Annotated in this window: 9 protein-coding genes; 7 read left to right on the top strand and 2 right to left on the bottom strand. The window is 66.1% G+C overall.

The window, feature by feature from the left end; translation table 11 throughout:
* Positions 1–17 precede the first annotated feature (17 nt).
* Together nirB and LDZ23_RS17045 are read right to left on the bottom strand one after the other, a co-directional pair.
* Positions 18–2,540: a nitrite reductase large subunit NirB gene (gene nirB / locus LDZ23_RS17050; protein WP_008353598.1), complete on the bottom strand. Its 2,523-nt coding sequence runs from the start codon at positions 2,538–2,540 to the stop codon at positions 18–20.
* A gap of 12 nt (positions 2,541–2,552) precedes the next feature.
* Positions 2,553–3,878 (bottom strand): MFS transporter, encoded by a 1,326-nt coding sequence (locus LDZ23_RS17045; protein WP_008353599.1) that lies wholly within the window; start codon positions 3,876–3,878, stop codon positions 2,553–2,555.
* 619 nt (positions 3,879–4,497) lie between these two features.
* On the opposite strand from LDZ23_RS17045, the gene cobA reads away from it, so the two are divergent.
* From cobA to LDZ23_RS17010, 7 genes are all read left to right on the top strand, one after another.
* Complete coding sequence (cobA, locus tag LDZ23_RS17040) at positions 4,498–5,265, top strand: uroporphyrinogen-III C-methyltransferase (protein ID WP_008353600.1); 768 nt, start codon at positions 4,498–4,500, stop codon at positions 5,263–5,265.
* Between the two features lie 72 nt (positions 5,266–5,337).
* Positions 5,338–5,910 (top strand): ANTAR domain-containing response regulator, encoded by a 573-nt coding sequence (locus LDZ23_RS17035; protein ID WP_034471835.1) that lies wholly within the window; start codon positions 5,338–5,340, stop codon positions 5,908–5,910.
* A gap of 15 nt (positions 5,911–5,925) precedes the next feature.
* A complete protein-coding gene (locus LDZ23_RS17030) occupies positions 5,926–7,047 on the top strand; it encodes a CmpA/NrtA family ABC transporter substrate-binding protein (RefSeq protein ID WP_008353602.1) in 1,122 nt (373 codons plus the stop codon).
* A gap of 45 nt (positions 7,048–7,092) precedes the next feature.
* Entirely contained in the window at positions 7,093–7,578 is a 486-nt protein-coding gene (locus LDZ23_RS17025; RefSeq protein ID WP_008353603.1) for an adenosine-specific kinase, read from the top strand.
* A gap of 279 nt (positions 7,579–7,857) precedes the next feature.
* Complete coding sequence (locus tag LDZ23_RS17020; protein ID WP_008353605.1) at positions 7,858–8,454, top strand: DUF2760 domain-containing protein; 597 nt, start codon at positions 7,858–7,860, stop codon at positions 8,452–8,454.
* Positions 8,451–10,343 carry an Hsp70 family protein gene (locus LDZ23_RS17015; RefSeq protein WP_008353607.1) on the top strand — a complete coding sequence of 631 codons (1,893 nt, stop codon included), beginning with the start codon at positions 8,451–8,453 and terminating at the stop codon, positions 10,341–10,343. The genes LDZ23_RS17020 and LDZ23_RS17015 overlap by 4 nt, the downstream gene beginning before the upstream one ends.
* Entirely contained in the window at positions 10,344–13,139 is a 2,796-nt protein-coding gene (locus LDZ23_RS17010) for an Hsp70 family protein (protein ID WP_244808197.1), read from the top strand.
* Positions 13,140–13,239 lie beyond the last annotated feature (100 nt).

Raw genomic sequence — 13,239 nt, 5'->3', positions numbered from 1 at the left:
ATGTTTCTCCTCACGCGTTAAACGGTTTCGGCAAGCTTCGACTTGCGCTCTTCGAGCGTGGCGGGGCGAATCTGGCCGCGCTCTTCCACGAAGGTCACGTTCGCATCGCCCTGTTCGCTGTTGACGAAGTGACGGAAGCGCTTGCGCGTATGCGGATCGGTGACGGCCTTTTTCCATTCGTCCTCGTAGGTATCGACGACGAGTTGCATCTCCGCTTCGAGCTCGGCGGCGATGTCGAGCTTGTCGTTGATGACGACGTCGATCAGATACTCGAGTCCGCCTTCGAGGTTGTCGCGCCATACGCTCGTGCGTTGCAGGCGATCCGCCGTACGCACGTAGAACATCAGGAAGCGGTCGATGTACCGCACGAGCGTGTCGTGATCGAGATCGGACGCGATAAGCTCGGCGTGACGCGGCTTCATGCCGCCGTTACCGCATACGTAGAGATTCCAGCCCTTCTCCGTCGCGATCACGCCGACGTCCTTGCCTTGCGCTTCGGCGCACTCGCGCGTGCAGCCCGACACGCCGAACTTGATCTTGTGCGGCGTGCGCAGACCCTTGTAGCGATTCTCCAGTTCGATCGCGAGTCCGACCGAATCGCCGACGCCATAACGGCACCACGTCGAGCCGACGCACGACTTCACGGTGCGCAGGGCCTTGCCATACGCATGACCCGATTCGAAGCCCGCCGCGATGAGCTCTTCCCAGATGAACGGCAATTGCTCTACGCGCGCGCCGAACATGTCGACACGCTGGCCGCCCGTAATCTTCGTATAGAGGCCGTACTTCTTCGCGACCTGGCCGACCGCGATCAAGCCATCGGGCGTCACTTCGCCGCCCGGCATGCGCGGCACGACGCTGTACGTGCCATCGCGCTGGATGTTCGCGAGGTAGTAATCGTTCGAATCCTGCAGGCTCGCGTGCTCTTTCTTCAGCACGAACTCGTTCCAGCACGAAGCAAGAATGCTCGCGACGGCAGGCTTGCAGACATCGCAGCCGCGTCCCTTGCCGTGCTTCGCGAGCAGCGTGCCGAACGTGCGATGTCCTTCCACGCGCGCGATGTGATAAAGCTCCTGACGCGAATACGGGAAGTGCTCGCACAGATGATTGTTCACCGCGAGACCCTGCCGCTTCATCTCCGACTTCATCACTTGCGTGACGAGCGGCACGCAGCCGCCGCACGATGCGCCCGCCTTGCACGACGACTTGATCGCGCCAATGCTCGTTGCGCCCGCGCAGACAGCCGCGCAGATTTCAGCCTTGCTTACGTTGTTGCACGAACAGATCTGCGCCGCATCGGGCAAGGCTTCGACGCCGAGCGCGGGCTTCGCTTTTCCATCGCTCGACGGCAGGATCAGGAACTCGGGCGCTTCGGGCAACTCGATCTTGTTCAACATCATCTGCAGCAGCGTGCCGTATTCCGCTGCATCGCCGACCATCACGCCGCCGAGAAGAAACTTGCCGCAGTCGGACACGACGATCTTCTTGTAGACCTGCTTGCGCTCGTCGCTGTACTGATACGTCCGGCTGCCGGGCGTCTTGCCGTGTGCATCGCCGATGCTCGCCACATCGACGCCCATCAGCTTGAGTTTGGTGCTCATGTCCGCGCCCGCGAACGCCGCCTCCTCGCCGATGATCTGCTTCGCGACGATGCGCGCCATGTCGTAACCCGGCGCGACGAGGCCGAACAACTGGCCCTTCCACAACGCACATTCGCCGATGGCATAGATCGCTTCGTCGCTCGTGCGGCAGGCGTCGTCGATCACGATGCCGCCGCGCGCGCCGATGTCGAGACCCGCTGCACGCGCGATGTCGTCGCGCGGACGAATGCCTGCCGAGAACACGATCATGTCAGTGTCGAGATGCGTCTCATCGGCGAAATTCATGCGGTTGGCCGCGCCTTCGCCATCGACGATCGCAAGCGTGTTCTTACCCGTATGAACCGTGACGCCGAGCTCCTCGATCTTCGCGCGCAGCACGCGTCCGCCGCCGTCATCGACCTGCACGGCCATCAGGCGCGGCGCGAATTCGATCACATGCGTTTCGAGTCCCATGTCGCGCAGCGCCTTCGCTGCTTCGAGACCGAGCAGACCGCCGCCGACGACCGTGCCCGTCTTCGAGCGCGCGCCGCATGCCTGCATCGCTTCGAGATCTTCGATCGTGCGATACACGAAGCAGCCGTCGCGATCACGGCCTTCGATGGGCGGCACGAACGGATAGGAGCCGGTCGCGAGCACGAGCTTGTCGTACGCGAGCACTTCGCCCGTCGAAGCCGTCACCGTGCGCGCCGCGCGATCGATCGACACCGCGCGCGCATTCAGTTTCAGCGCATAACCCGAACGTTCGAAGAAGCCCTCTTCGACGAGCGAGAGATCATCCGCGCTCTTGCCCGTGAAGAATTCGGTCAGATGCACGCGGTCGTACGCGGCGCGCGGTTCTTCGCACAGGACCGTCACGTCGAGCGCTTCGTTGCCGCTCTCGGCGAGACATTCGAGGAACTTGTGGCCGACCATGCCGTGGCCGATGACGACGATTTTCATGACGGGGCCTTCTCAGTTTGCAATGACGTTATTGGCTGCGAGCGCGCTTTCGCGCAGTGCCGCTTCGCGTGCCTTGTGTTCGGGGGAGAAGCGCACGGCGAGCGCGCAGAGCGCCGTCGTCGCGACGATCACGCCGAGCATCGAGAGCGTGGCTTGCGCGTTGCCGAGGCCTTTCATCAGGAAGCCCGCTGCGACCGCGCCGACGTTGCCGCCGGCGCCGATCACGCCAGCCACGCCGCCGAGCGCCTTGCGATCGATGAACGGCACGAGCGCGTAAGTCGCGCCGCATGCCATGTGCGTGAAGAGGCCGAACGCAAGCATCGCGACGATGGCGAGCACGACGCTCGGCGCATGCGCGAACGCATAGAGGCCGATGCCTTCGCCCGCGATCAGCGCGAACAACAAGGTCGCGCGGATATCGAGGCCTTTCTTCGCGGCGGCTTTATCGGAGAGCCAGCCGCCGAGCGCGCGGGCGAAGAGCGCGAGCAGACCGAAGCTGCCCGCCGCCATGCCGGCTTGCGCGAGCGAGAGGCCGAAGTGATCGACGTAATAGATCGCCGCCATGTTGTGGATGAACACTTCGACGCCGAAGCACGCGCCGTACGTGACGAAGAGCATCCACACGCGATAGTTCGAGCACGCGGTCAGGAAGCTCTGCCAGCCGCCCTTCTTGCCGCCGTCGATCGCGACGCCGGCACGGCGCAGCGCGACGAAGTCGCCTTGCGGGCAATCCTGCGTATAGCGCCAGTAGAAGAAGGCCATCACCGGCATCGCGATGCCCGGCACGATCAAAGCGACGCGCCATGCCGATGCTTCGCCCACGCCGAGCGCGATCGCTGCCGCGACGAGAAGCGGAATGATCGCCTGCGCCGCGCCCGCGCCCGCGTTGCCCCAGCCGGCAGTCGTTGCGTTCGCGGTGCCGACGACGTTCGGCGCGAACATCACCGACGTGTGGTACTGCGTGATGACGAAGCTCGCGCCGATCGCGCCGATCGCGAGACGGCACCACAGGAAGCTGTCGTAGCCCGTAGAGAGCGCCGCGCCGATGACAGGCACCGAACCCGCGAGCAGCAGCGCGCCATACACGCGGCGCGGGCCGAAGCGATCGCACATCGGTCCGACGACGAGGCGCACCAGAATCGTCACGGCGACGGCCGCGATATTGATGTTCGCAACTTGATCCGCCGTGAGTCCGTATTCGCGCTTGATGAGCGGCATCAGCGGCGCGCAGGCGAACCACGCGAAGAAGCATACGAAGAAGGCCATCCACGTGAGATGGAAGGCGCGCATCGGCGCGCTGCGCATGCTGAAGAGATCGATCCGGGTGGCTTTGTCCATCGTCTTTCCGCAAAAAAAGAAAGGCGTCCCGCGCATGGGCCGGGAAGCCGATGCGGGGGACGCCGTTGTCCGATGCCCGCATGTTCTTCACTTGCCGGGCGCTGTATTCAGGACGGATCGCCGTTGATCCGATGGCGAGACATAAGGCAAGGCCTATGCCATGCGCGCCGCATCGACTTCGGACGCTTGTCGCGCAAGGCTTTGCGCGTTATATGCACGGACTGCGCGCATGAGCTTCACGTCATGTTTCGATGCAGGCGGGCACAGGGATGGTGCGACGCAGCACTGATGCCGTGCGAACGTGCAAGCGATCGCTTCGTACGCTCCTCGACTTTGTACTGCACGGTTAACGCACGCATTCACATCGAGCAAGCGCCCATGCGCCCTCGCGGTGCCACCCGCGCACAACGACAGTGCGGATAACGTGCTCGAAGCCCTATTCGACCAATGGCCCGCTTATTGCATTGTCGAAAGCGCTGCGAGCAACGGCGTTCGCGGCGCCCCGATACATGAAAGCAAGGACAAAGGCGTCCCCATCGTGCAGCGACACGAGCGGACGCTATCTGCGTTTGCCGCGCCGATGCCTCACACACGAAGCACGCAGACTCAGGAAGCAACGATGAGCACCATCAAAGGCAAAGTCACTCTGTTGAGCGCGGGCCCCGGCGATCTGGACTTGCTGACCTTGCGCGCCGCGAAGGCGCTCGCCGCCGCCGACGTCCTTCTCGTCGACGATCTCGCCAACGCCGACATCGTCACGCTTGCGCCGAACGCGCGCGTGATTCGCGTCGGCAAGCGCGGCGGATGCAAGTCCACGCCGCAAGCCTTCATTCAGCGCCTCATGCAGCGATACGCGAAGAAAGGACTGCATGTGGTGCGCGTGAAAGGCGGCGACGCGTTGCTCTTCGGACGCGCGGGCGAAGAGATCGCCGCATTGCGCGGGGCGGATATTCCGGTCGATATCGTCAATGGCGTGTCATCGGGATTCGCGGCGGCGGCTGGACTCGGCATCTCGCTCACGCATCGCGATCATTGTCAGGGCGTGACGTTCGTCACCGCGCACATGCAGGATCACAGTCAGCCGGATTGGGCCGCGCTCGCCGCAACGGGCACCACGCTCGCGATCTATATGGGCATGAGCCGCATCGCGAGTCTGACGGCATCGTTGCTCGATGCGTTGCCCGCGAGCACCCCTGCGGCCGTCGTGCAGCACGCGGGATCGTCGCAGGAAAAGCGGCTCGTGACGACGCTCGATCGTCTTGCCGATGATGCCAACGCTGCCGGCCTCGGCAGTCCGGCGGTGATTCTGATCGGCGGTGCGATCGGCGAAGCGGCGGAATTCGCGGCGCATGTGCAAAGCGCCAAAGGCTTCGCTCATGCCGCGTAAAGCGGGTTCTCAAAGCGCGGACGGCGCGTTAAAGTCTCAAGCGTCCCTCGCATGACCGCTTCCGCTTCCCGCATGCTTCGCGTTCTTCTCGTCACCGACACCGACAAGCCCATAGGCGATTTGCGCGAGCAACTCGCGCGCATGGGCTATGACATGCTCGCCGAAGCGGCCGCGCCTTCGGCGCTGCACAAGGCCGTCGAGAGCCAGAAGCCCGATGTCGTCATCATCGATACCGAGTCGCCCTCGCGCGACACGCTCGAACAGCTCGCGGTGATGAACAAGGCCGCGCCGCGTCCCGTGCTGATGTTCAGCAACGACGCGGATCAGCAGTTCATTCGCGCGGCAGTGGGCGCGGGCGTCACCGCGTATTCCGTCGAAGGACTCGCGCCCGAGCGTCTCGCGCCGATCATCGAAGTCGCGCTCGCGCGTTTCGCGCATGAAGCGCAGTTGCGTCAGCGGCTCGCGAAGGTCGAGGACGAACTGGAGCAGCGCAAGGTCATCGACCGCGCGAAACGTCTTCTGATGGACAGGCGCGGCATGTCCGAAAACGAAGCCTATGCGGCGCTTCGCAAGCGCGCGATGGATCAGGGCGTGAAGGTCGCCGAGATCGCGCGCCAATTGCTTTCGATGGCCGATCTGCTCTAGCTTTATCGACATCTCATGAACATCACTTCCTCCCAACCCGAACGCACGCATCTGCGGCTCGGCTTCGTCGCCCTTTCCGATGCCGCGCCGCTCGCCGTCGCCGCGTTGCGCGATCTCGGCGCGCGTCATGGCATCTCGATCGAGCTGTGCCGTCAGCCGTCGTGGGCGGCCGTGCGCGACAAGCTGCTGTCCGGCGAGATCGACGCGGCGCACGCGCTCTATGGCCTCGTGTACGGCGTGCAACTCGGTATCGGCGGGCCGCAGGCGGACATGGCCGTGCTGATGGTCCTCAATCGCAACGGTCAGGCGATCACGCTGTCGCGTCCGTTGGCCGATGCGATCCGGAACGGCGCCAGCGTGAAGGAAGCGTTGCATTCGCTCGGGCGGCCGCCGGTCATCGCGCAGACTTTTCCGACCGGCACGCACGCGATGTGGCTGTATTACTGGCTCGCGGCGCACGGCGTGCATCCGTTGCGCGATGTGCAGAGCATCGTGATTCCGCCGCCGCGCATGGCCGATGCGCTCGTCGAGGGCGCGCTCGACGGCTTCTGCGCGGGCGAGCCGTGGCACGCCGTCGCCGAGGCGCGCGACGCGGGCAGGACGGTCGCGTACACGAGCGAGATCTGGCCGGATCATCCGGAGAAGGTGCTCGCGTGCCGGCGCGATTTCGCGGCGCTCTATCCCGCGACGGCGCGCGCGCTCGTTCGCACGATGCTCGATGCGTGCGCCTGGCTCGATACGCGGGCGCATCGCGAGGAGATCGCCGAGGCGCTGTCGTCGTCCGCGCTGCTCGGCGTGCCGCGCGCGCTGATCGAGCCGCGCCTCGCCACATCCGATGGCGGCGATGCGCGCGCGCTGCCCGTGCGTTTCTTCGATGAAGGCGCGGTGAACTATCCGCGCGTATCGGACGGCGTCTGGTTCATTACGCAATACCGGCGCTGGGGCATGCTCGGCGCCGATATCGACGATGCGGCCATCGCGGCGAGCGTGAATCAGACCGCGCTTTATCGGGAGGCAGCGCAGGCGGCGGGCATTGCGATTCCCGGCGAACGGCGCGCGGCGACGTTCTGCGATGGCCGCGTCTGGGACGGCGGCGATGCGGCGGCGTATCTCGCGGGGTTCGAAATACGCGCGTAGAAAAGCGCCTACCATGGAATTTCCAGCGCGCACCGGAGATCCGCCATGGAACTGCTCGCCATCGCCATCGACAAGCCCGAGGACACCAACTTCATCCTCGGTCAGTCGCATTTCATCAAGACGGTCGAGGATCTGCACGAGGCGCTCGTCGGCGCGGTGCCCGGCATCCGCTTCGGACTCGCGTTCTGCGAGGCGTCGGGCAAGCGGCTCGTACGCACGTCGGGCACGGACGAGCATGGCGTCGAGCTGGCCGCGCGCAACGCGCAGAACATCGGCGCGGGACACAGCTTCATCATCGTGCTCGGCGACGGCTTCTTTCCCGTCAACGTGCTCAATACCGTGAAGGCCGTGCCGGAGGTGTGCCGCATCTTCTGCGCGACCGCCAATCCGACGCAGGTGCTTGTCGCGCAGACGGATCAGGGACGCGGGATCGTCGGCGTGGTGGACGGGTTCCCGCCGCTTGGCGTCGAAAGCGAAGACGACGTGAAGTGGCGCCACGACCTGCTGCGCAAGATCGGCTACAAGGCCTGAAGCGCGCCGCGAAGCCTGCCGCGCCTTGACTTGACGGCGCAAATCGCGAGAATGAGGCCCGCCGCCGCGCGCCCATCCGGAGCGATTTTCCCGGCCGGGGCGCGACATCATGGAAAATATCGGGATACGGTATAAAGGCCGTTGGCGTTTTTCGTGCCTTTTCTGAAAAGCCGCACGGGCAGACATTCCCGGCATCACCCCGCCGATACGGCACCGAACACCGGCCACCCGCGCCGCCCGAGGATAGGGTCGTCCTCGCGCGGCCTACAGGAGCATCACATGACCGACATGAATCCAGGCTTTTTCGGCAGGATAGGCATTGCCTTCGGCGCCTTCTTCGGCATTCTCGGCAATGCATCGTTCGCGGGCCGCGTGCAGCGCCTGCGCGAAGCGCCCGAAGCGCCTGAAGCCCCCGCAGCCGCGCCCGATTTCAAAGCCGAAGCGCCGAAGCCTGCCGCCGCGCCGGTTCAACCCGCGCCGTCCGCGCTGAAGGAGGCGAGCCCGGTCGCCGCGTTGCAACTGCTCGGCCTTTTGCAGCGCGACGCGCGTTTCATCGATTTCGTGGAAGAAGACATCGTCAATTACAGCGACGCCGATATCGGCGCGGCCGCCCGCCTCGTGCACGACGGCTGCCGTAACGTGCTGCGCGAGCATTTCACGGTCAAGCCCGTGCGCACCGAAGCGGAAGGCACGCGCATCACGCTGCAGGAGGGTTTCGATGCCGCCGCCATCCGGCTGACGGGCAACGTCGTCGGCAAGCCGCCCTTTTCGGGCAGCATCAGCCATCGTGGATGGAAGGTCGAGGAGACGCGCCTGCCGAAGCTCGCGCCGTCCCATGATGCGAGCATCGTCGCGCCCGCGGAGGTGGAACTGTGAGCGACATTCAAGCGAACGATAACCCGGCGCGCTACTCGATCGGCGTCGATCTCGGCACGACGCATTGCGCGCTCTCCTACGTCGACATGGGCGCGAGCGACGGCGAAAAGACCGCGCAAGGCGTGCTGCCCATCTCGCAACTGACCGCGCCCGGCGCCGCCGAAGAACGCGACCTTTTGCCCTCGTTTCTCTATCTGCCGCACGAGAACGAGCTCGCGCCCGGCGATCTCACGCTGCCGTGGACGCAGGAGCGCAGGTTCATCGTCGGCGAACTCGCGCGCAGCCGGGGCGCGGGCACGCCGATCCGCCTCGTTTCCAGCGCGAAAAGCTGGCTGTGCCATCCGGGCGTCGATCGCCGCGCGTCAATCCTGCCGTCCGATGCGCCCGAGGAAGTCGAGCGCGTGTCGCCGCTGGAAAGCTCGGTGCGCTATCTGACGCATTTGCGCGAAGCGTGGAACCACGCGCATCCCGATGCGCCTTTCGATCAGCAGGACGTCACCGTGACGATTCCCGCGTCCTTCGATCCCGCCGCGCGCGAACTCACCGCCGAAGCCGCCGCCGCAGCCGGCTACACGCGCATGACGCTGCTCGAAGAGCCGCAGGCCGCGCTCTATAGCTGGATTCAAAAATCGTCGGGCGGCTGGCGCAAGCAGGTCAAAGTGGGCGATGTGATTCTCGTCGTCGATGTCGGCGGCGGCACGACCGACTTGTCGCTGATCGCGGTCGTCGAGCGCGAAGGCAATCTGGAACTGCATCGCGTGGCCGTTGGCGAGCACATCCTGCTCGGCGGCGACAACATGGACCTCGCGCTCGCGCATACCGTCGCGCGCAAGCTCGCGCAATCGGGCACGCAGCCCGATCCGTGGCAGTTGCGCGCCCTCACCTACGCGTGCCGCTCGGCGAAGGAAACGCTGCTTTCCGATCCGTCCGTCGATGCGGTGCCGCTCGTCGTCCCGAGCCGCGGCTCGAAGCTGATCGGCGGGTCGCTGCGCACCGAACTCACGCGCGCCGAACTCACGCAGATCCTGCTCGAAGGCTTTTTCCCGCAAGTCGATGCCGCGGCTCGCCCCGTTTCGCGCGCGCGCGTCGGTCTCACGCAACTCGGTCTGCCGTACGCGCAGGACGCCGCCGTCACGCGCCATCTCGCCGCGTTCCTCGGCCGTCAGGTCAACGCGCTCGCGGAAGTCGAAGGCTTGCAGCATCAGGCGCCGCAGGGCGCGACGCTGCTGCATCCGACCGTCGTGCTGTTCAACGGCGGCGTGTTCAAGTCGCCGCTGCTCGTCGAGCGCGTGATGACGACGCTGAATTCATGGCTCGCCTCCGAAAACGCGCCCGCCGCGCGTCTGCTCGAAGGCGCGGACCTCGATCTCGCGGTGGCGCGCGGCGCGGCCTATTACGGCTATGTGCGGCGCGGCAAGGGCGTGCGCATCCGTGGCGGCACGGCGCGCGCGTACTACGTCGCGGTCGAATCGGCGATGCCGGCCGTTCCCGGACTGGAGCCGCCCGTGCAGGCGCTGTGCGTCGCGCCGTTCGGCATGGAGGAAGGCACGGACGCCGAATTGCCCGCGCAGGAATTCGGGCTCGTCGTCGGCGAGCCGGTGCATTTCCGCTTCTTCGGCTCCTCGGTGCGTCGTCAGGATCAGGTCGGCACGCTGCTCGATTACTGGCAACCGGACGAATTGCAGGAACTCGAAGAGATCGAAGCGTCGCTGCCGCCCGAAGGCCGCACGCCGGGCGAGGTCGTGCCCGTCAAGCTGCACGCACGCGTGACCGAAGCGGGCACGCTCGAACTCGAAGCGATTCCGCGCGGCTCGTCCGAGCGCTGGAAGGTCGAGTTCGACGTGCGCGGCGGCGCGAACGCGGGCGCGGATCAGGGCATGGGCCTGTAAGTGTCCGGGCGCAAGAAAAAGGTGTCCGGCGCGCGGTACAGCGTCGGCATCGATCTCGGGACGAGCAATACGGTCGTCGCGTACGCGGAAATCGGCTCGAACGATATCCGCGTGTTCGACATCGACCAGCTCGTCGGCGCGGGCGAAGTCGCGGCGCTGCCGCTTCTGCCGTCGCTGCGCTATCACTTCGCGTCAGGCGAACTCAAGTCCGAGGATCTGCAATTGCCGTGGGGCGAGATGGAAGCGCCCGCCGTCATCGGCAGATTCGCCCGGATGCTCGGCGCGCAGGTGCCGGGACGGCTCGTGTCGAGCGCGAAAAGCTGGCTGTCGCACGCGGCGGTCGATCGCCTCGCGGCCATCTTGCCGTGGGGCGCGGGCGACGACGTCGAAAAAATCTCGCCGGTCATGGCGAGCGCGAGCTATCTCGCGCACGTCCACGCGGCGTGGAACGAGCGCTTTCCGGATGCACCGCTCGACACGCAGGACGTCGTGCTGACCGTGCCCGCCTCGTTCGATGAAGGCGCCCGCGCGCTGACGCTCGAAGCCGCGCGCATGGCGGGACTCGAAAAGCTGCGGCTGCTGGAAGAGCCGCAGGCCGCGTTTTACGACTGGCTGTTTCATCATCGCGCGACGCTCGCGGATGATTTGAAGGCGACGCGGCTCGTGATGATCGTCGACGTCGGCGGCGGCACGACCGACCTCACGCTCATCCAGGTCGCGATGGAGAACGGCGAGCCGGTGTTGACGCGCATCGGCGTGGGCAACCATCTGATGCTCGGCGGCGACAACATGGATCTCGCGCTCGCGCATCTCGTCGAGAAGCGTCTCGCGGGCAGCGATGCGCGTCTTTCCGCCGGACGCCTGTCGCAACTCGTCGAGCGCTGCCGCGCGGCGAAAGAGCAATTGCTAGGCGACAACGCGCCCGCATCCACGTCGATCACGCTGCTCGGCGCGGGCTCGAAGCTGATCGGCGGCGCGCGTTCGGCCGATGTCACGCGCGACGAGATCGAGCGGATCATCGTCGAAGGATTCTTTCCGATGGTCGCCCCGAGCGATCGCCCCGGCCGTTCGCGCGGCGGCATCGTCGAATTCGGGCTGCCGTATGCGAGCGACGCGGCCATCACGCGGCATATCGCGGCGTTTCTCGGCCAGCATGCCGGCGAGGCGAAGAAGGCGCTCGGCCTCGTCGATGCGCCCGCCGAAACGCTCGCCATTCCGGACACCTTGCTGTTGAACGGCGGCGTGTTTCGCGCCGCTCCGCTCGCGCGCCGCATCGCCGATACGCTTTCCGGCTGGCGCGGCGAAGCCGTCAACGTGCTCGCGAACGGCAATCCCGATGTCGCGGTCGCGCGCGGCGCGGTCGCCTACGCGCTCGCGCGCGCGGGCAATGCGCCCAAGATCGGCGGTGGCTCGGCGCGCAGCTTCTTTCTGCTGCTCGAAGACGATGCCAACGCGATGCGTGGCGTCTGCGTCCTGCCGCGCGGCACCGAAGAAGGCCAGGCGATCCATCTCGCCGATCGCACCTTCGCGCTCACGCTCGGCGCGCCGGTGCGCTTTCACCTGGCGTCGTCGGTGTCGGAGACGGCTTACGAAGCGGGCGCGCTCGCAGACCTCGCGGCCGCATCGGGCGATTTCATCCGTCTGCCGCCGATCGCGACCGTCGTCGATCCGCATGCCGCCGGCAAGGGCCGAGCGCGCGAAACGGCGGTTCAGCTGACGACCTCGCTTACCGAAGTCGGCACGCTGGAGATGCACTGCATCGCCGTCGACGATCCCGCGCAACGCTGGCTGCTCGAATTCCAGTTGCGCCGCGAGGCGCCGCAGACCGACGAGACCGTGAGCGAATCGCATCCGGCGCTGCCGAAAGCCATCGAACTGATAGACCGCACGTTCGGCGCGAAGTCGCACGATGTCGGGCCGAAGGAAGTCAAACGCCTGCGCGCGCAGCTCGAACAGACGCTCGGCCCGCGCGACACCTGGGACATCGCACTCTTGCGCGAGGTCTTCGGCGCGCTGTTCGAGCGCGCGAAAAAGCGCCGCCGCACCGCCGATCACGAGCGTCTGTGGCTCAATCTCGCGGGCTACTGCATGCGTCCGGGCTTCGGGCATCCGCTCGACGAATGGCGTGTCGAGCAACTCTGGACGCTTTTCGATCAGGGCATTCAGTACAGCAACGAAAGCCAGATCTGGTCCGAATGGTGGACGCTCTGGCGCCGCGCGGCCGGTGGCCTGCCCGAAGCGGCGCAACTCAAGCTGCTCGACGACATGGCCTTCGTGCTGCAACCGCCAGGCACGAGCCGCTATCGCAAGGCGGCGGGCGCTGCGCGCGCGGGCTACGAGGACATGGTGCGGCTCGCGGCGTCGCTGGAACGCGTGCCGGTCGAGCGCAAGATCGAGGTCGGCGAATGGCTGCTCACGCGCCTGAAAAAGCCTTCGGAGAGCGTGCAAAGCTGGTGGGCGCTGGGCCGCATCGGCGCCCGCGCGCCCTTTTACGGCAGCGCGCACGGTGTCGTGCCGCCCGAGGTCGCCGTCGTCTGGCTCGATGCGATCCTCGCGCTCGACTGGAAGAAGGTCGATCCTGCCGCGTTCGCCGCCGTGCAGATCGCGCGCATGACCGGCGACCGCTCGCGCGATCTGCCCGACGATGCGCGCGCGGCTGTCGTGCAGCGTCTCGAAACGATGGGCGCGGCGCAGGCGTGGATCGCGATGGTCCGCGAGACCGTCGAGCTCGATCGCGCCGACGTCGGACGCGTGTTCGGCGAAACGCTGCCGGCGGGGCTGAAGCTCCTCCACTGATCGCGCTCGTCGCGCTCGTTGCGGGCATCGGGCGAAATGCTTCGCTCTCAGAAGTTTTTTGGCCGATGCGCCGCGCGAGAAGCCCGCCGAGTCTTGAATA

Source organism: Caballeronia zhejiangensis (genome assembly GCF_022879815.1).
Classification (GTDB): domain Bacteria; phylum Pseudomonadota; class Gammaproteobacteria; order Burkholderiales; family Burkholderiaceae; genus Caballeronia; species Caballeronia zhejiangensis.
This window is presented reverse-complemented; position numbering and strand designations above follow the sequence as displayed.

What these genes read in the sequence shown, in the direction of transcription:
- LDZ23_RS17025 (WP_008353603.1), top strand. Translation starts at nt 7,093, where the DNA reads ATGGAACTGCTCGCCATCGCCATCGACAAGCCCGAGGACACCAACTTC.
- cobA (WP_008353600.1), top strand. Translation starts at nt 4,498, where the DNA reads ATGAGCACCATCAAAGGCAAAGTCACTCTGTTGAGCGCGGGCCCCGGC.
- LDZ23_RS17030 (WP_008353602.1), top strand. Translation starts at nt 5,926, where the DNA reads ATGAACATCACTTCCTCCCAACCCGAACGCACGCATCTGCGGCTCGGC.
- LDZ23_RS17045 (WP_008353599.1), bottom strand. Translation starts at nt 3,878, where the DNA reads ATGGACAAAGCCACCCGGATCGATCTCTTCAGCATGCGCAGCGCGCCG.
- LDZ23_RS17020 (WP_008353605.1), top strand. Translation starts at nt 7,858, where the DNA reads ATGACCGACATGAATCCAGGCTTTTTCGGCAGGATAGGCATTGCCTTC.
- LDZ23_RS17035 (WP_034471835.1), top strand. Translation starts at nt 5,338, where the DNA reads ATGCTTCGCGTTCTTCTCGTCACCGACACCGACAAGCCCATAGGCGAT.
- nirB (WP_008353598.1), bottom strand. Translation starts at nt 2,540, where the DNA reads ATGAAAATCGTCGTCATCGGCCACGGCATGGTCGGCCACAAGTTCCTC.